This is a genomic window from Streptomyces sp. NBC_01707 (assembly GCF_041438805.1).
Lineage (GTDB): Bacteria > Actinomycetota > Actinomycetes > Streptomycetales > Streptomycetaceae > Streptomyces.
The window spans coordinates 543,360-560,895 of sequence record NZ_CP109190.1 but is presented as its reverse complement, the minus strand read 5'-3'; the positions used below and the strand labels follow the sequence as shown (position 1 = coordinate 560,895).

Genomic DNA, 17,536 nt, shown 5'->3' with positions numbered 1-17,536 from the left:
AACGCCATGAACCAGTGGCCGGACGCCGCGACCACCCTGCCGGACGACGGTACCGAGGGGGCGCTCGTCGGTCGGGTCTGGCGACCCGGCATCGGACCCTCCGTCGTCGCCGTACGCGAGACCGGCGTACACGACGTGACGGCGTCCTTCCCGACCGTACGCGATCTGTGCGAAACACCGGACCCGGCCGCGCAGTTGTGTACGGCCGACGGCGAGCGCATCGCCGGACTCGACGAATTGCTGGCCAACACGCCACCCGACACGCGCGACCCCGCACTTCCCTGGCTGCTCGCGCCGGTGGACCTGCAGGCGGTCAAGGCCGCCGGTGTGACCTTCGTGGTGTCGTTGCTGGAGCGGGTGATCGAGGAACGCGTACGGGGCGAAGCCTCCGGGGCCGCCGAGGTGCGGGAGCGAATCCGCGGCCTCGTCGGGGACGACCTCGCGTCCCTGCGGCCCGGCTCCGAGGAGGCCGTCGCGCTGAAGGAACTCCTGGTCGCCCAGGGGATGTGGAGCCAGTACCTGGAGGTCGGCATCGGGCCGGACGCAGAGATCTTCACCAAGGCCCCCGTGCTGGCCGCGGTCGGCAGCGCGACGCACGCCGGGGTCCTCGCCTCGTCGCGGTGGAACAATCCTGAGCCGGAGATGGTGATCGTGGTCTCCTCCGCCGGGAATGTCGTGGGTGCGACCCTCGGGAACGACGTCAACCTCCGTGACGTGGAAGGCCGGTCCGCCCTCCTGCTGTCCAAGGCGAAGGACAACAACGCCTCGGCGACCCTCGGGCCGTTCGTGCGGCTCTTCGACCGGAACTTTGGCATCGACGACGTGCGGAAGGCGGCGGTGACCCTGACCGTCGAGGGCGACGACGGGTACCGGCTCGACGCGGTGTCCTCGATGTCCGCCATCAGCCGCGATCCTCTGGACCTCGTCGGCCAGTTGATCGGTCCGCACCATCAGTACCCCGACGGCGCGGTGCTCTACCTCGGCACGATGTTCGCCCCCGTGGGGGACCGTGACGCACCGGGCCAGGGCTTCACCCATCACGACGGCGACCTGGTCACCATCGCCACGCCCCGGCTCGGCGCACTCGTCAACCGGATCAGGCCGAGCGACGCGTGCGAACCCTGGAACTTCGGACTCGCCGATCTGATGCGGTCGCTGTCCGCGCGGGGAGCACTGTGACGCCAGGCGCGTCGGCAGGCCGGCAGAACCGGGAGAACGGGGCGGCGGACGGAGCGATGGATATCGTTTCCGGTGTGACTCAGCTGCCCCGCCGCCCCCGTAAGCGTTCCGCGACCCGTTCCGTCACCCTGTCGGACGTGGCGGCGGCGGCCGGGGTGTCGGCCCAGACGGTCTCCCGTGTCGTGCGTGACCCGCGGTCGGTGTCGGACGCGACCCGGGCCAAGGTCGAGGCGGCCATCGTGGCGACCGGTTATGTGCCCAACCTCGCCGCCAGCAACCTGGCGTCGAACCGGAGTCGAACGGTCGCCGTCCTCGTCCCGCAGATCAACGCGTCGGTCTTCGCGGACACCGTCCACGCCTTCTCGACCGCTCTGGCGGTCCATGGCTACCAGATCTTCGTCGGAACGACCGACTACCGGCCGGAGCGCGAGGAGGACGTGCTGCGCAGTTTCCTCGGCCGGCGGCCGGACGGGCTGCTCATGGTGGGGACCGACCACACCCCGGGCACACTCGCCCTGCTGGGGGCGGCCGGGGTGCCCGTTGTGGAGACCTGGGGCTGGTCGGACGAGCCGGTGGACCTGCTGGTCGGCTTCTCCAACACGGCGGCGGCGTCCGCGATGGTCGCGCACCTGGCCGGGCGCGGCCGGCGCAGGATCACATTCGCGGGCCGGCACACCTGCGGCGATCCCCGGGCCGCGGAGCGCCTCGATGGCTATGTGACCGCCGTCCGCGAGCTGCTGGGGGCCGCCCCGCGCACGGTGGACGCGGGACCGGAGCCGGTCACCATGGACACCGGCGTCGCCTTGCTGGACCTGGCGCTGGAGCGGTATCCGGACTCCGACGCCGTGATGTTCTCCAGTGACGTCTTCGCCGCCGGCGCCCTGCAGGCGTGTGTGCGTCGGGGGATCGACGTGCCCGGCACGCTCGCGCTGGCCGGTTTCGGTGACTTCGAGTTCGCCCGGCATCTCGTCCCCTCGCTGACCACGGTGGCGGTACCCGGCACCCTGATCGGCGAGCTGGGGGCCGAGCTGCTGCTGACGCGGATGCGCGGCGCCCCGGTCGGCACGCCGCACCGCGACGTGGGTTACCGGGTCGTCGTCCGCGAAAGCTCCTGACGGGTGAGCGGTGTCCGGGCCGGGGCCGGGCGTGCCTGTCCTGGGGCCGGAGCACTCAGCGGGCCGCCCACTCCAGGCCCCGTTCCACGATCCTCGCGGTCTGCGGTACTTCCAGGTCCGCGACGCGGTGGCCCAGGGTGCACACGAAGACCCGCCCGGCCCCCCAGCGGCGCGTCCACACCACGGGGAACTCGACCGGTTCGCCCCACTGGTCTCCGGTGGGGGAGAGGACCGAGGTGGCCAGCACCGTGTTCAGGCCGTCCGTCAGTACCCAGTAGTGCTCGGTGACGACGTCGAAGTCTTCGACGCCCTCGGTGATCGCGCCGTCCCGGTCCGGTGAGGTGGCGATGCGGACGGTGAAGTCCTGGAATCCGTCCGGGTGCCAGAGAAACCGCCCCCCGACCATGCGCAGATAGCGCGCGTTGGTGACATTCGTTCCGATGACGCCGCCGTGCCAGCCGGCGAATCCCGTGCCGGCCTCCACGGCCGAGACGAGCGCGCTCTCCTGAAGGGTGGTCAGTTCACCCCCGGACCACGAGTGGACGACGAGGTCGGTGGCGGCGAGCAGAGCCGCGTCCTCGTAGACCGCCAGGCTCTCGGCGACGGTGACCCCGAAACCCGCACGTTCGAGCCGGGGGATGAACGCCTCGGTGCAGCCGACCGGATCGTGGCCCTCCCAACCACCGCGTACCACCAGGGCTTTGCGCTGACCCACTTCGAATTCCTTCCAGCCGAGCCGGTCGTTCATGAACCTGGGTGTGCTGTGTCACCGGCCCCGGGGCGTGAGGCGCAGGCCGGCATCGACGGGGCGCACGTGCGGGCCGGTTACAGCAGACCACTGCCCCGATGCGGTGTGAGCGGCGATCTTCTCCTCGTCGACCTCGATGCCCAGGCCCGGGGTGTCGCCGAGGACGATCCCCCCGTCGGCGATCTCCTGGTCCACCCGCAGCCCGACCGGGGCGGACAGATCCTGCACCTCGGTCACCAGATGGTTCGGTACGGCGGCTGCCGCGTGTGCCACCGGGTTGGCGTTGTACCCCACGGGGCTGACCGGCAGGCTGTGGGCGAGCGCCAGCGTCGACACCCGCAGGAAGTGCGTGATGCCCCACACGCTGCCGGTCTGGACGACTCCGACCGCATCGGCGTCGAGCAGCGGCCGGTAGTGTTCCAGGCCTGTCAGGTTCTCGCCCGTGGCGACCGCGCCGCGGATGCCGGTCGCGACGGCTCGGTGACCGGCCACGTCCCATCGCCGCACGGGTTCCTCGATCCATGTGAGGTCGACCTGATCCTCCACCAGTTGGGCGAGACGCACCGCTTGATGGGCTCCCCAGGACTCGTTGACGTCGTACATCAGCGCGGGGCGCGCGCTGTTGACCCGCAGGACGTCGCGGACGGCGGTGAGACGGCTCACGTCCCGGTCGATGTCGAGCCCGCCCTTGACCTTCGCGCCCGTGAAACCGCGTGCGGCCCATCGTTCGTAGAACGCCACCAACTCGTCGTCGGTGAGTGCGTACTCCAGGCCCGAGGCGTAGCCTGGTACGAAGCGTTCGGCAGCTCCCAGCGTGCGCCACAGCGGCTCTTGCGCGATCTTCGCCTTGAGGTCCCAGAGCGCCATGTCGAGTGCGCCGATGGTCCCGAACGTGTGGCCGCTGTGCCCGGACTTGAAGACGTAGGAGAGCATCCTGTCGTACAGCGAGGTGACTGCCCGCGGGTCCTGTCCCTCGAGCGCGGGGAAGACCCGGTGCACGTCCGGGTGACTTCCGAGTCCGACGCCGGTGAGGCCCTCGTCGGTCTCCAGGAGCACGATCGGGACCTCGGTGATTCCGCTCGGTATGACGCCGTTCACGTCGCCCACCGGTCGTCCCCACTCGTGGACCGTGGCAATGGACCGGTATCCGGTGATTCGCATCGCGCTTCTCCTTGGTCTGCGCGCGTCGCACGGCCGCAACGTGCGACACCTGCCCTGAATGCTCCGGCCGGACGTGCGCGAAGCGCCCGTCGTGAGCGGCCGGGCGCCGAGCGTCTCCGGGAGCCCCCGCCACCGAGGCGGCGCCTGTGCGGCCTCGCCTCCAGCGGCTATCGGTCATAACTTATGATACGAGTGATGACCTTAGCATGTTCCGCTAGCCTTGAGTCCTCGGGCAACACCCGCACACACATTGGGAGTCTCTGACCAGATGAGTAAGCCATCCGCGGACACCGTTGCCGTGTCGCGCCATCAACGGCGCCGGCCGCCCCTCGCCGCCGCCGTCGTGCAGAGCCTGGCGACGGCCATCGTGCTCGGCGAGTACCCGCCCGGAACAGCGCTCCCGCCGGCGGGCGTCCTGTGCGAGCAGTACGAGGTGAGCCGCACCGTCATCCGTGAGGCGACCACGACCCTCTCCGAGAAGGGCCTCGTCGCGACTCGCCAGGGGTGGGGGACGGTTGTGCTCGATCAGGAGCAGTGGAGCCTGCTCGACCCCCTGATCCTCGACGCGCTCTTCCAGCGGAAGGACCGCCTGATCTTCCTCGACAACCTGATCGAGATCAGGACGACTCTGGAATGCGCCATGTCAGCCCGCGCCGCCCGGTTCATCGACGAAGCGCAGGTGGCGGCGCTCTCGGCCAAACTCGACGAACTCGCGTCCCTCAGGGACGATCCGGTGGCCTACTCGCGTGCCGACATCGAGTTCCACGAGATCATTCACCGCGCGTCGCAGGACGCGTTCGGGCGCGCCATAGTGTCGAGCATCCAAGGAAAAGCCGTGCGCTCGCCCCAGTACAGCGGCGACCCGACGCGCGAGGACATCGAGTTCACGCACCAGGCGCACGCGCGGATCGCGACGGCGCTGCTCGCCCGGGACGCCGACGAAGCGGCCGAGGCGATGCGGGACCACATCACGTCCGCCTGGGCCCGCCGGCGCCCGCTCGACGAGTCCGGGACGTGACGGACGCCGGGGCATCCGCGTGCGACGGATGCCCCGGCTCGGAGAAGGGGACAACTACCCGGCGGAGCAGGCGCCCTTGTCGTCCCAGGGGCCGGACCGGTCACCAGGGGCCTGGTTGCGTGTCCACCACTTCGCCGTCCACAGCCGCCCGGCGTGCACGACCCTCGCGCCGGACGTGTAGACCGCGGATTCCGTCCATGCTCGCACCGGGCCGTCCGCACACGTCACCGGAGCGCCGATCTCGGCCCAGGCTCCGGTGGCGGAGGCGCCCGGCTGCTCGCCGCGTGCGAACCACAGGGCCCGATAGGTACGGCCGTCGTGGAAGACGACGTCACCCTCGCCGTAAGTCTTCGTGGCGGACCAGGCGTTCACCGTGAGGGTGGCCGAGCCGCTCGCCGTCTTCTCGTGGGCCGAGGTGGCGGTGATCACGACGCGTCCGGCGCCGACCGCCTTCACCGAGCCGCCGGCCGACACGGTGGCGACCGCCGGGTCCGACGAGGACCAGGACACGGACTGATCCGCCCCGGACGGAGTCACATCGACTCCCAGGGACAGTGATTGACCCACCGTCATGTCATGAGCGCCGGTGACCGTGACCCCGGACGGACGGGTGTCCCGGTACGCCTCGATGGCGTCCTTCAGCGCTGTCACCGCACCGTCGATCCGCTCCTGGGAGGAGTCGGTCGCCTCAGCCGCGACGGTTGCTTCGGCCGCTGACTTCGTGAGTGGGCCGACGTCACCGCCCGGCTCGTCGGCGAGCACCCGCGCGGCCTCGTCGACCGTGCTCCACAGTGCGCCCGTGTCGCCGCGGGACGGGCGACCGATACCCTCCGCCGTTACGCTGCGGTTCCACTCCGCGACCCACCCGGTCCCGTACGACTGCGCCACCGAGCCGGAGCCCGAGAACTTGAGCGTGGCGAGGTCGAGTCCGGTGTCCGCCACCGACGTCGCCAGGACGCTGTTGGTGTTGATCCTGTCGCTCCACCGCGACAGGTTGTACACGGAGGTCGGCTCGCCGAAGGTCGCGTTCGTCTCGACGAAACCGCAGCAGCCGACGATCACCGCGTGGTCGATCTCGACCCGCGACGGCACCCAGACCGAGTCGGGGTCCTCCCACACCGTCTGCCGACTGCACCCATTGGTGCCGGACGTCGTGTAGACCGAGGCGGTGCACTCCTCGCCCGTCTCGGTCACCCGCGGTACGTACCACTCGGTGATCTCCGGATACGAGATCGGCGTCCCGTCGGAGTACTTCTGCTTCCCGTTCGTGTAGTGCTCGTGCCAAGCGGCGACGGTCTGCGGGGTCGCGCTGTACTTCTCGCCCTCGCGGACGTCGAGGAAGGCGTTGTAACGGCTCTCCAGCACCCAGCTGTTGGCCAGCGGGAGGCGAGTCTCCCCGTTCTTGTGGTAGATCCCGCCGTGGCCTGAGTGGTCCACACCGATGAAGACGTTGTCGTTCGCGGTATTGCTGTGGCCGGAGTTGAAGTTGACGCCGGACTTCGAGTCGTTCACGACGTTGTGGTGGAACCGGACGCCGGTCGCTCCGTCGTCCATGTACAGCGCGTCGTTGGAACCGCCGATCTTCTCGAAGTGGTTGTAGGCGATCTCGTTGCCGAGGTACGTGAAGTCACGGCCGGCGTAGATGACGCCCATGTCACCCGCGTTCTTCACCACGTCGTAGAAGTGGTTGTGGTTGACGCGCATGTCATTGCCCATGATCTGCACGGCCATGTGCGGCGCGTCGTGGACGTAGTTGTACTCGAAGGTGTTCCCCACGCCGTACATGTAGCCGGCCGGGGTATAGGTGGCGAGTCTGGAGAAGCGCGTTATCTCGTTGTGGCGAGCGACGTTGTCCCCGCGTTCCAGCGTGGTGCGGTCGCCGCCGCCGAGCAGCACACCTCCGCCGCCGAGGTCATGGAGGTAGGAGTTCTGCACGACGTTGTCGTGCCCGCCCTGCACGGTCTCGTAGTCCGGCATGCTGGTGATCGTGTCGGTCGTGCGCCCGATCCGGATCGCGTCCATGCTCACGTTGGATATGTCCACCCCGTCGATGAGAGTCCCGACGGCGTCCAGCAACTGCACGCCGCTGATGAGCGACCCCGTCATGGCCAGGCCCCGGACCGTCACGCCCCGGGTGCCCTCGAGCAGCATGAAGTTCTTGTCGAACGTCTGCAGTGTGGTGTTCCTGCCCTCGATCGTGCCGCCCTGGGGCCGGTAGTAGAGGACGTCGTTGTCGCTGTAGCGGTCGATGTAGTACTCACCGGCCGTGTCCATCTCCGACAGGACGTTGAGTACCTTGACCTTGGTCCAGGAGTCCTGCGGGATGTACATGGAGGGGTACTTCGTGTAGAGCTTGTCGCCGCTCCACGACAGGATGCGCAGCATGTCGTTGGCGTAGTTGTTGCCGAGGTAGCCCGAGAGCCAGCCCTCGGTCTCGGACTTCGTGTTGTCGATGTTCTCGATCCAGCGCGGGTCCAACTGGACGGGCACGTCGCGGTATTCGCCGAATCCGCGGGTGCCCGGATCGTCCACGGTGGGCACCGCTTCCGGCGCCCACCGCCGGTAGCGGTCGTCGGTGGCCGCGCGGCCACCGACGGCGAAGACCGACGGCGTCATCCGCCGCATCTCCTCCGGGGTCCAGGTGCCCCGTTGCTCGGGGTCGGGAACGAGCTGCTTCTTGTCCTCGAACTGTGCGCGGGGAGTCGTGCCGGAGTTGTTCCAGGCGCTCTCCGGTCCGAAGCGGGCGTCCAGGTCCACGTTCATGAGGTCCTGGGGGCCGTCGGCCTTCCATTTGGCACCCGTACCCCAGAGGTGGCACCCGGTGGCCGTGGTGGAGCAGGTGTTGCCGTTGGGGTACTCGGCCAGGGTCTGGGTGCCGCCGTCGACGACGAGTTCCGGAGCGAACGGCTGCTGGACCCAGTTGAACCCGTTCTTGTAGAGCGTTCCTGGGTCGATGCCGTGCGCCCCGAGGTCGTAGACCCATACGCCATCACGCAACTCGGGTGTGTTCAGGCGGGTGTTGGAGGAGTACTGAGGCTCGGCGAGTGTGTCGTCCGACAGCTCGGTGAGCTTCTTCCACCCGTCCGCCGGGAGTTCGTGCGATCCGGTGAGGGTCACCTTCTCGTTCCGGTACGCGGCGTACGTCACCCACGAGTTCTCCGCCCCCTTGAGCCGGATGGTGTCGTCGAGGACGTATGTGCCGCCCCGGATGTACACCGTGCCTCGGGCCTCGGACGACGTGCGGCCGGCCAGCGCGTCCCGCGCGGCGGCGATCGTCTTCAGGGGAGCGCTCCTGCCCCCGCTGTTGTCGTCGTCGCCGTCGGTCGCCGACACGTAGACCGTGAGGGCCTCGGAGGATGCAGCCGGACCAGGGGCTGCTGCCGCCGCCGTGCCGGCTGCGGGACCGCCGACGCCCGTCACCAGCGCCAGGACGGTGGCCAGCACGGTCCGTGCTGATCGTCTCCCGGTTCTCACCATGGAAGAGCCTTTCGTTGGATGCCATGTTCCGGAGGCGGCCGCGATACGCGGATCCGCTTGCAGCCCGGGTCAGCGCCACCGGGCAGACAAAACATGTATGACATGTGCACAGTAGGGCCCTCATGGACCGCGCACAAGCATCACGACGGAAGGGAGCGGAAGATGACCGGGCGGCGACGGAGGGGTGCGCATCAGTCCAGGTGGAAGACCTCTTCGGCGTCCACCCAGCGCTCCCCGGGTTCCGCCGAGTCGAGGGGCTGCTGGCAGGGGTCGGTGAGGGTCCACCACCGCTGGGTGTCCGGGTCGGCGGCGATGGCGGCCATGTCGGCCTCGTAGTCGTCGCCGGTGTACTCGTAGTAGCCGAACAGCGTGTGGTCGCGCAGAAAGATGGAGTACGAGGTGATGTGGGCGCGGGAGAGGGCGTCCAGCACCGGCTGAGGGACCGTGCGGTGCAACTCCCGGTATCTCGCCTCCTGTTCGGGGCGCAGGTGGATCACCGACGCGACACGGCGCGGGGCGCTGGATGCGGGCATGGCAGGGGACTCCTTCGGTCAGGCGGGGCCGTTTCGGCCGGGAAGGACCTCCGCCGGCCGGGCACGATGGCCGGGCCGGTCGGGTCGAAGGGGAGGAGAGGGGAGGGGCGAGGCCGCCGGTCACGTCGGTGAAGACCGGCCGGCCCCGTCGGACGGGATCATCCCTTCACGGCTCCCGCCGCGAGGCCGCTCATGACGTGACGTTGCATCACGATGAAGATCACCAGGATGGGGACCACGGCGAGCAGCAGGGTCGGGAACACCTTGGTGTAGTCCGTGGAGTACTGGCCGACGGCCGCGTACACACCGGTGGTGACGGTGTACACGCCGCTGCCGGGACCGAGGATCATCTGCGGGCTGGCGAAGTCGTTCCACACGCTCAGCGAGTTGAGAATGAACACGGTGGCGATGATCGGTCGCATCAGAGGCACGATGATCCGCGACAGCGTGTAGTACTTGCCGGCCCCGTCGATCGCCGCAGCCTCGTCCAGCGACCTGGGCAGCATCCGGATGTAGCCGAAGAAGACGAACAGTGTGAACGGGATGGTGGTGGCCGTCATGAACAGGATGAGACCAGGCATCGTGCCCATCAGCCCGACGGCGCGGAGCACGAAGATGACCGGCACCAGGATCACCTGGGTCGGGATGAACATCCCTGCGATGAAGAAGAACAGCAGCAGCCGGGAGATCGGCTTCGACGTGCGGGCCAGTACGTACGCCGCGGGGGCGCACACCCCCATGGCCAGCACGTTCACGCCGAGCACCAGCGCGATGGTCGTGCCGTAGCCCTTGTGAATACTGAAGTCCGGGTTGTTCCAGGCGTCCGCGAGGTGCTGGAAGGTCGCCGTGCCGAGGTCCAGCGTGAACGGGTTGCCGAGGATCTCCTGCTGGCTCTTGAAGGCGTTGACCACCAGGATGTACATCGGCACGAGCATGCCGAGGGACACGAGGGTGATGAACGCGACCCGCACGGTGGCGGCCGAGGTGAGTGTTTTCTTCATCCGATGGACTCCGCGTCGTCCTCGGCGCGCCTGCGCAGGAAGAGGACCGTGAGGGACAGGACCGCAGCCGCGAGGATCAGCAGCACGGCCTGGGCCGATGCCAGGCCGATGTCCCGCTGGGGGAACGAGACCGCGAGGATCGAGTAGGCGAGGGTCTTGGTCGACCCCGCGGGACCGCCCCCGGTCAGCGACACGACGACGTCGTACGTCTTCAGCAGCGAGATGCCCGAGGTGATGACGGCAACCGTCACCGTGGACGCCAGCGAAGGCCATGTGACGGCACGGAAGGTCTGCCACCGGCCGGCGCCGTCGAGCTTCGCCGCCTCCAGCAGATCCGCCGAAACGGCCTGGAGTCCCGCCAGATAGAGGATCAGCTGGACGCCGAACAGGGACCAGACGATGACGAGGATCATCGACCACAGCGCCCAGTCGGGATCGCTGAGGAAGGGCAGGCTGTCCGTGCCGACCTTCTGCAGCATGGTGTTGACCACGCCCTGGGGACCGAGGACGGCCTGCCACAGGAAGCCGACGACCAGTGCGCTGAGCACGTGCGGGTAGAACATGACCACGCGGCCGAAGGTGTTGAACCGATTGGTGCGCTGCAGCAGCAGCGCGAGCCCCAGTGCCGCGAGATTGACGGCGACCGCTCCCACCACCGACACCACGGCGGTGATCACCATGGTGCCGGTCATGTCGTCGGAGCCGAAGATGGTGCGGTAGTTGTCCAGCCCGATGAACTCGGGTACACGGGTGGGGAATCCGTTGTACTCGGTGAAGCTGTAGTAGAACGCGTAGATCACCGGTACGACCAGCAGAGCGCCGTAGATCAGCACCGCGGGGACGACCATGCTGACGGCGGCGCCGGCGCTGCGCCATCCCCGCGGCTTCGAAGAGAGTTTGAGTGCCATGGTCAGCGGTTCTCGTCGACCCACTGGTCGATGGCCTTGGCGGCGTCGGCCGGGCTCGCTCCCGTGTAGAGGCTCTGCGCGACCTCGGTGAACTTGGGGTTGAAGCCCGTCACGGGCAGCCGGACGTTGCCCTGGCCCTCACCGACGGCGACCAGCGCGGGCGCGTTGTCCAGAATGGACTGGATCTGGGAGCCGACACCGGTCTGCTCCACATCGGCGTCCTTGCGGAACACCCCGTCGGAACCGAGCTGCTTCTCGACCGCCGCGGGGTCGCTGACGAGGAACTCCACCAGCTGCTTGGCGCCGTCCTCGTCCGCCGCACCCTTGTGCACCATGTACGGGTTGGCCATGGTGGCGCCCTGCGGGCCCGGGTAGCTCTTGCCGTCGGCGGCCGGAGGGGAGAACACACCGACCTCGAAGGGGAGTTTCCCGGCCTTGGCCAGCGTGGCGGCGAACCAGCTGCCGTTGGTGTAGAGACCCACCTTCCCCGCGACGAAGTTGCCGTCCGCCTGCGAGGGGCTGAGGCCGACATCGCTCTTGGCTATGTAACCGGCGTCGATCCAGTCCGAGTACAGCTGGAACGCAGGCTTGTACGTCTCGCCGACGGTGAGCTTCTTGTCCTTGACGTCGCTCTGCCATTTCGGGTGGATCTGGTTGAGCGCCGGGTGGTAGATCTGCTGCAGCTGGAGGCCGGTCTGGTAGTCGCCGGCGGTCTGCATCGGCGTGTAGCCCGCCTTCTTCAGCTTGCCCAGGTCGTCGGCCAGTTCCGCCCAGGTGGTGGGGGCCGCGGTGATGCCGGCCTTCTCGAACGCCGACTTGTTGTAGTAGACGAGCGACTGGGTCTGGGTGCCCACGCCGACCGCGTAGTGCGCGTCGCCGATGGCGTACTCGTCGAACATCGGAGTGCCCTTGGCCCAGTCCTGACCGCTGAGGTCGAGCAGCTCCGGCGCCGTGTCGTCGTCCGGGAAGATGGACTGGATGACGTCGGGAGCGGTACCCGCGGCCAGTTGTTGGGGGAAGGACTCGGCGACGGACTTGCCGGTCGGGCCCTCGATCTTCACCTTCAGACCGGTCTTGTCCTCGAACGGCTTGACCAGCTTCTCCCAGTAGGCCTGATCCAGGTTGTCGGTCAGATTGACCATCATCCGGATCTGGCCGTCCTCGCCCCCGGACGCGCCGGTGCCCGACGAGCAGGCTGCGAGGAACATCAGCGGAACCACGGCGGCAAGGGCGGTTGCGCGCGCCTTGCTCCCTCTGTTGGCAGACATCATTGTCGTCTCTCTTTTCCTCGGTAGGGAAAGCTGGGGATCAACATCCACTGGACAGTGAGGCGTGGGGAATACGGTCCGGCGTCACAGCTGCCCCCGGTAAGGCAGGGGGCCGACGGCCATGATGTCGGTAGGTGTCTCGTCGCCGTCGACGCGGTAGATGCCGTCGTTGGCGACGAAGAATTCGGGTACGCCCGGGTAGCGCAGGTCCTCGGGCAGCGGCTCGCGGTCCGTCCAGGCGAAGAACTCCCGGGTGAAGGTGTCCTTGTCCTTGCGGCCGTAGATGTGCAGGTCCCCCGCGGTCAGTGGGGAACGGATGCACCAATGGGCACCGGACTCGGCCCAGAAGGCGCGGTCGCTGACCAGTACCGACTGCCGGTCCCTGGGGGCGAGCAGCTTGTCCCAGAAGCCGTCGCCGGGACCGAGCCTGGCCATCAGGAACATCAGGTCGTGGGCGTGCCAGGCCGTGCTGGGCGCGATGTCGGCCTCGTTGTGCCAGCCGCTCGCGGAGGCGAAGTAGCCTGCGGGGGTCTGGTAACCGGCGTAGGTCGCCAGGCACGCTTCGGTGAAGGCCTCCAGCTCGGGATCCGGGCTTTCGGCCAAGACCTCGTGGATGCCGTACAGAGTCAGCCCCATGCCCGCGATCAGCATGGGCGTGTCGGTCTTCAGGACATGGTCACCCTGGACGTACCAGTAGCGGTGGTAGCGGGTGGCGCCGGTGGTGTCGGTCCATGCCGAGCGTGCCACGTGCCGGGACAGGCGTTTCGCCTCGGCCAGCAGCTCCGGGTCGCCCTGAGAGCGGTAGCCGAGCACCAGGGGGACGATCATGAGGCCGTAGTACTCGGCCGGTTCCAGGATGCCGCCCCCGGTGCGGTCCCGCACGGTGCGGAACGTGCCGGCGCTGTCCGCGTCGGGCACTCCGCGGCGGTGGAACAGGCGGACCAGGGTGGAGAGGTCCTCGGCTATCTGGTCCGTGTAGGTCTTGTCGTCGGCCAGCTCCGTGTAGAGCTGCTTCACCCAGACCCGGGCGTACTCCTGGTTGCAGGTGCCGTCTTCGCCGGGCCGCCCGCCCCCGTACATCTCGCACGCGTCGAGATTGCGACGGACGGCCGCCAGGGCGGCGCTCACCTCGTCGGCGGGCAGCAGATGGCGGGCGTGCTTCAGGGCAAGCAGCATGCCGAGGCTGCCGACGGCGTTGTGGATGAGGCCGGTGGTCGCCGACTCGCCCACCTGGAAGCCGATGTGCCGGTACTGGCCGTCGGCCTGCAGTTCGGTGGACTGGTAGCGCAACAGCCGCCGCAGCAGTTCCACGCCCCGTTCATCGGGCTGCTCGGCCAGCGCCTGGCCGAAGGCGGCGACTGCCGGGCCCGCGAAGGTGGTGTGTCCGCTGGTGAAGTCGAGGAAGCTGAAGGGGTTCGTGCCCCACACGCTGTGGTTGTGGAAGCCGTTGACCGCACCGTCGTCCGTCACCCAGCTGTGCAGCCAGCCGGCCAGTGCGGCCGTGTCCGGCCTGGTCGTGCGGTGTTCCATGGCGTTCCTTCCGGGGGTGGTTTACACGGCTGAGTCGCTCGCGGCGTCCAGCCCCGCCGTCTGCGCCGCGGAGTCCTCGGGCAGCAGGCCGAGGTGGGTCAGTTCCTCCCAGAGCGCGTCGGGGACGGGGGCCGCCAGCCGGTCGGCGTTGGTACGGGACTGAACGGCGTCGCGAGCGCCGAGCACCACCGAAGTGACTGCGGGGTGGAGCAGGGGGTAGGCGATGGCGGCCACCGGCAGGCTGCTGTCGTGGCGTTCGCAGACGTCGGCGATCGCGGCCGCACGGCCGAGCAGCTCACGGGAGGCAGGTTGATAGTCGTAGGTCGCGCTGGCCGGCGGTCGGGGGGCCGAGAGCAGTCCGGAGTTGTAGACCGCGGCCGCGACGACGCCCACGCCGCGCTCCTGGGCGAGTGGCAGCAGCTCGTCCTGGGCGGAGTGGTCGAGCAGGGTGTGACGACCGGCCACCATGACGACGTCCACGTCGCAGCGGCGGACGAACTCGGTGAGCATCCCGGCCTGGTTCATGCCGGCGCCCAACGCCTTCACCACGCCCTGGTCACGCAGTTCGACGAGGGTGTCGACGCCGGTCGTGGACGCCTCCTGCCAGTGGTGGTCGGGGTCGTGGAGATAGACGATGTCGATGCGGTCGAGGCCGAGACGCTCCATGCTGCCTTCCAGGGACCGCAGAATTCCGTCCCGGCTGAAGTCCCAGCTGCGGCGGAACGCCGCAGGCACCGCGAATCCGCCGTCGTCCTGGAGGTGTTTGGTCTCCGGGCTGGGCACCAGCAGCCGGCCCACCTTGGTGGAGACGGTGTACTCGGCGCGGGGGCGCTGTGCCAGGGCTGCGCCGAGGCGTCGTTCGGACAGTCCGAGCCCGTAGTGCGGGGCCGTGTCGAAGTAGCGGACGCCGCTCTCCCATGCCGCGTCGACGGCGCCCCGGGCGTCCTCGTCGCTGGTAGTCCGGGCGAGGTTGCCCAACTGGGCCGCACCGAGACCGAGTTCTGTGAGTCGGGGGGTGCGGGCACAGGTGCGGGTGCGCATCCGTCTCACCGGACCCTCGCGCGCGCGGAGGCCGAGAGGTCCTCCGGATGGGCGAACGGGAGGCCCGCCGCGAACCGTTCCACCTCGTCGGCGACGGCATCGCCGATGCGGTGCAGCTCTCCGCCCATCGAGCCGGCCATGTGTGGGGTCAGGACGACGTTGTCCAGCGTCCACAGCTCGCTGTCGGCGGTCGGCGGCTCCGGGTCGGTGACGTCGAGCACGGCGTCTATCCGGCCGGTGCGCAGTTCCGCCGTCAGGGCGTCCTGGTCGACGACGGCTCCTCGCGCGGTGTTCACGAGCGTCGCTCCGTCGCGCATCAGGGCCAGCCGCTCCGCGTCTATCTGCCCCCGGGTGTCGGGGGTCAGCGGCTGGTGCAGGGAGATCACCTGACTACTCCTCATGAGTTCGTCGAGCGGCACCGGTCGCGCACCGAGGCCGATGGCCTCTTCCGTCGTGAGTGTGGGGTCGTACAGGAGTACGTCCAGGTCGAAGGGGCGCAGGAGGGCGAGGACCGCGCGGCCCACGGTGGAGGCGCCGACGATGCCCACGGTCTGCCGGTAGTTGCCGCGCCCCGAGGGGACGGCAAAGGGGTCCGGGTGGCTCCTGGCCCGCCGGTACTCCCGTCCGGCGGGGAGAACCCGCTTGTTGGCGAGGAGGATCATGGCGAGCGTGTACTCGGCCACGGGACCGGAGTTGGCGACGCGGGCGTTGGCCGCGACCACGCCGCGGGCGGCGAACGATCCGGGGTCTTCCAGACAGGTCGCGGCGACCCCGCCCGCGTAGACGATGGCCCGCATCCGGGAGGCGTACGGCAGGTGGGCGGCCCGGACCACGGGTGCGTCCCAGCCCGCGACGAGGATGTCCGCTCCGGCCAGCGCGTCCCGTGACTCCGCGGATTCCAGCTCGGTCAGGACGAGGTCGGTGTCGATGTCGGCGGCACGGCGCAGGCGGGAGAGGGCGTCCTCGTCGAAGAGGGCACGGGTGAGGTCCGGCGGGTTCATGGCGAAGACAGCGCGTGGTCGCGTCACGGGGTGCTCTCCGTCTCGGTGCGCCCGTCGCGGGGAAGGCGTTCGACGGTGTCGGGGGTACGGTCGCCTCCGGTCCGGCCGGCGGGACCGGACTCGGCCACCAGACGCAGCCCGGCGGCGGACGGTCGCACATGTGGTCCGGCGGGTTGGGCCCACCCGGCGGTCTCGTCCAGTCGCGCGAGCGCCGCCTCGTCCACCGTGATGCCGAGGCCCACGGCGTCGCCGAGCACGATGCCGCCGTCGGCGATCACTTGGTCCACGGTGATTCCCACCGGGGCGGAGGTGTCCTGTACTTCGGTGACGAGATGGTTGGGAGCCGCCGCGGCGGCGTGCGCGAGGGGATTGGTCTCGTAGCCCACCGGACTGACCGGCAGGTCGTGGCCGTGCGCGAGGGTGGCGACCCGCAGGAAGTGAGTGATGCCCCAGACACTTCCGGTCTGCACCACCTGCACGGCGTCTCCGGCCAGCAGGGGACTGAACTGTTCCAGCCCGGTCAGGTTCTCGCCGGTGGCGACGGCGGTGCGTGCGGCGCGGCCCACGGCCCGGTTGCCCGCCACGTCCCACCGGCGCACCGGCTCCTCGATCCAGGAGAGTTCGACACGGCTCTCGACGCGGGCCAGCAGCCGCACCGCCTGGTGCCTGCCCCAGGTCTCGTTGACGTCGAGCATCAGGGCGGGGGAGCGGGTGTTGGTGCGCAGCACCTCCGCCACCGCGCCGAGCCGCAGGATGTCGCGTTCCGTGTCGAGACCGCCCTTGATCTTGGCGCCGGTGAAGCCGCGTTCGGCCCAGCCGGTGTACAGCGCCACCAGCTCCTCGTCGCCGAGGGCGATGTCCAGGCCGGACGCGTAACCGGGGACGAAACGGTCCGCGGCGCCGAGTGTGCGCCAGAGCGGTTCGCCGGCCATCTTCGCCTTGAGGTCCCACAGCGCCATGTCGAAGGCGCCGATGGTGCCGAAGACGGCGCCGCCGTGGCCGCTCTTGAACGTGTGGGCCAGCATCCGGTCGTAGAGCGCGGTGACGGCACGCGGGTCCTGGCCCTCGACTGCGGGGAAGATCCGGTCCGCCTCGGCGTGGGCGCCGAGGCCTACTCCGGTGAGGCCGCCGTCGGTCTCCACCAGCAGGACCGGGACTTCGGTGACCCCGCCGGCGACGAAGCCGTTCGCATCGCCGACGGGGCGGCCCCAGTCGTGCACGGTCCGGAGGGTCCGGTATCCGGTGATCTTCATCTGCTCCCCCCTCTGCGTGCTCGTTGTCCGTCCCCTGGACGGAGGCACTTTCGCCTCCGGGGCGCCACCGCGGTGGCTGGTGCACTCCCTGACCGGTGGCCTGTTGTCCGGGGAGGCCGAGCGCGGGCCGTGGGGGAGCGTGCCGGGGCACGCGGCTCGCGGTCGAGGACCGCACCTTGCTGATGTTTCGGGGTGTGTGTTTCGTCGGGCAGGGCAATGGTGCTGCCCGGTCGGGGGGAGGCCCCGCATCACCCCCTCAACAGTCGTAACGTATCATACAAGTGACGACTTGAAAGCCCCGCC

Annotated in this window: 14 protein-coding genes; 3 read left to right on the top strand and 11 right to left on the bottom strand. The window is 69.2% G+C overall.

The window, feature by feature from the left end:
- Positions 1-6: 6 nt before the first annotated feature.
- Together OG963_RS02620 and OG963_RS02615 are read left to right on the top strand one after the other, a co-directional pair.
- On the top strand, positions 7-1,179 hold the full coding sequence (locus OG963_RS02620; RefSeq protein WP_319740847.1) for a fumarylacetoacetate hydrolase family protein: 1,173 nt from the start codon (positions 7-9) through the stop codon (positions 1,177-1,179).
- A gap of 74 nt (positions 1,180-1,253) precedes the next feature.
- Complete coding sequence (locus OG963_RS02615) at positions 1,254-2,294, top strand: LacI family DNA-binding transcriptional regulator (protein ID WP_371798292.1); 1,041 nt, start codon at positions 1,254-1,256, stop codon at positions 2,292-2,294.
- Between the two features lie 55 nt (positions 2,295-2,349).
- Here OG963_RS02615 and OG963_RS02610 read toward each other — a convergent pair whose 3' ends face one another.
- A complete protein-coding gene (locus OG963_RS02610; protein ID WP_371798291.1) occupies positions 2,350-3,042 on the bottom strand; it encodes a ThuA domain-containing protein in 693 nt (230 codons plus the stop codon).
- A gap of 18 nt (positions 3,043-3,060) precedes the next feature.
- Positions 3,061-4,203: a mandelate racemase/muconate lactonizing enzyme family protein gene (locus tag OG963_RS02605; RefSeq protein ID WP_371798290.1), complete on the bottom strand. Its 1,143-nt coding sequence runs from the start codon at positions 4,201-4,203 to the stop codon at positions 3,061-3,063.
- Positions 4,204-4,471: 268 nt separating this feature from the next.
- Between OG963_RS02605 and OG963_RS02600 the strand changes: the two genes are divergently transcribed.
- Positions 4,472-5,221 carry a FadR/GntR family transcriptional regulator gene (locus tag OG963_RS02600; protein WP_030922404.1) on the top strand — a complete coding sequence of 250 codons (750 nt, stop codon included), beginning with the start codon at positions 4,472-4,474 and terminating at the stop codon, positions 5,219-5,221.
- 54 nt (positions 5,222-5,275) lie between these two features.
- Here OG963_RS02600 and OG963_RS02595 read toward each other — a convergent pair whose 3' ends face one another.
- The 9 genes from OG963_RS02595 to OG963_RS02555 form a co-directional block, all read right to left on the bottom strand.
- Complete coding sequence (locus tag OG963_RS02595; RefSeq protein ID WP_371798289.1) at positions 5,276-8,698, bottom strand: carbohydrate-binding protein; 3,423 nt, start codon at positions 8,696-8,698, stop codon at positions 5,276-5,278.
- Between the two features lie 191 nt (positions 8,699-8,889).
- Complete coding sequence (locus OG963_RS02590) at positions 8,890-9,231, bottom strand: L-rhamnose mutarotase (protein ID WP_030922401.1); 342 nt, start codon at positions 9,229-9,231, stop codon at positions 8,890-8,892.
- Positions 9,232-9,389: 158 nt separating this feature from the next.
- Positions 9,390-10,232: a carbohydrate ABC transporter permease gene (locus tag OG963_RS02585; RefSeq protein WP_371798288.1), complete on the bottom strand. Its 843-nt coding sequence runs from the start codon at positions 10,230-10,232 to the stop codon at positions 9,390-9,392.
- Positions 10,229-11,140, bottom strand: coding sequence for a carbohydrate ABC transporter permease (locus OG963_RS02580; RefSeq protein WP_093771379.1), 912 nt, complete (start codon positions 11,138-11,140; stop codon positions 10,229-10,231). Before OG963_RS02580 ends, OG963_RS02585 begins: the two co-directional genes overlap by 4 nt.
- Before the next feature lie 2 nt (positions 11,141-11,142).
- Complete coding sequence (locus tag OG963_RS02575) at positions 11,143-12,408, bottom strand: ABC transporter substrate-binding protein (protein ID WP_256328004.1); 1,266 nt, start codon at positions 12,406-12,408, stop codon at positions 11,143-11,145.
- An 84-nt stretch (positions 12,409-12,492) separates the two neighbouring features.
- Positions 12,493-13,938: a hypothetical protein gene (locus tag OG963_RS02570; protein WP_371798287.1), complete on the bottom strand. Its 1,446-nt coding sequence runs from the start codon at positions 13,936-13,938 to the stop codon at positions 12,493-12,495.
- 21 nt (positions 13,939-13,959) lie between these two features.
- Positions 13,960-14,979: an aldo/keto reductase gene (locus OG963_RS02565; protein ID WP_371798286.1), complete on the bottom strand. Its 1,020-nt coding sequence runs from the start codon at positions 14,977-14,979 to the stop codon at positions 13,960-13,962.
- Positions 14,980-14,984: 5 nt separating this feature from the next.
- The gene (locus OG963_RS02560) at positions 14,985-16,007 is read right to left on the bottom strand and encodes a hydroxyacid dehydrogenase (protein WP_327420035.1); all 1,023 of its coding nucleotides are present in this window, start codon (positions 16,005-16,007) and stop codon (positions 14,985-14,987) included.
- Positions 16,004-17,233, bottom strand: a complete 1,230-nt coding sequence (locus tag OG963_RS02555) for a mandelate racemase/muconate lactonizing enzyme family protein (RefSeq protein WP_371798285.1) — start codon at positions 17,231-17,233, stop codon at positions 16,004-16,006. The genes OG963_RS02560 and OG963_RS02555 overlap by 4 nt, the downstream gene beginning before the upstream one ends.
- Positions 17,234-17,536 lie beyond the last annotated feature (303 nt).